The sequence below is a fragment of the Desulfurellaceae bacterium genome, from assembly GCA_021296095.1.
In the GTDB taxonomy this organism is placed as follows: Bacteria; Desulfobacterota; Binatia; order Bin18; family Bin18; genus JAAXHF01.
Genome location: JAGWBB010000002.1, coordinates 1 through 394, shown reverse-complemented (window position 1 = coordinate 394; position 394 = coordinate 1). Strand labels below are relative to the sequence as shown.

At 56.9% G+C, this 394-nt stretch carries 1 protein-coding gene; it reads left to right on the top strand.

Translation table 11 applies throughout. The annotated features are described in order from the left end of the window. Nucleotides 1–394: hypothetical protein (locus J4F42_00505; GenBank protein MCE2483961.1), on the top strand; the 394-nt coding region annotated here is incomplete at both ends.

Below are 394 nucleotides of genomic sequence, written 5' to 3'. Positions count from 1 at the left end.
GAGGATGAGAGAACTACACTTGAAGGGGCATACCAGGCGTTTCAGACAACTGCTCAGACGGCGGTGACCGGTTCCCAGGTGTGGGTGACGATTCTCTGCCGCTTTGGTGATGCGACCGATGTCACCCCGCGTCCTGTCAGTTGGTATGAGGAGTTGATGGGTTCCTCCTATCCTGGCCTGGGACACTATTGGGAAGAAGTCTCTTACGGGAACATCCCCGATCTGAGCGGCAGCGCGGTGGTCGGTTGGTACAACCTGCCCCGGCCCCGTTCATATTACGTCTACATAAACGATAGCGGTGCCGAAGCCCCTAAGGGGGATAGAGCAGTCAAAGACTGCACTGCCGTGGCCGATGCGGAGGTGTTCTTCCCCGACTTTGATGGGATCAACTTGA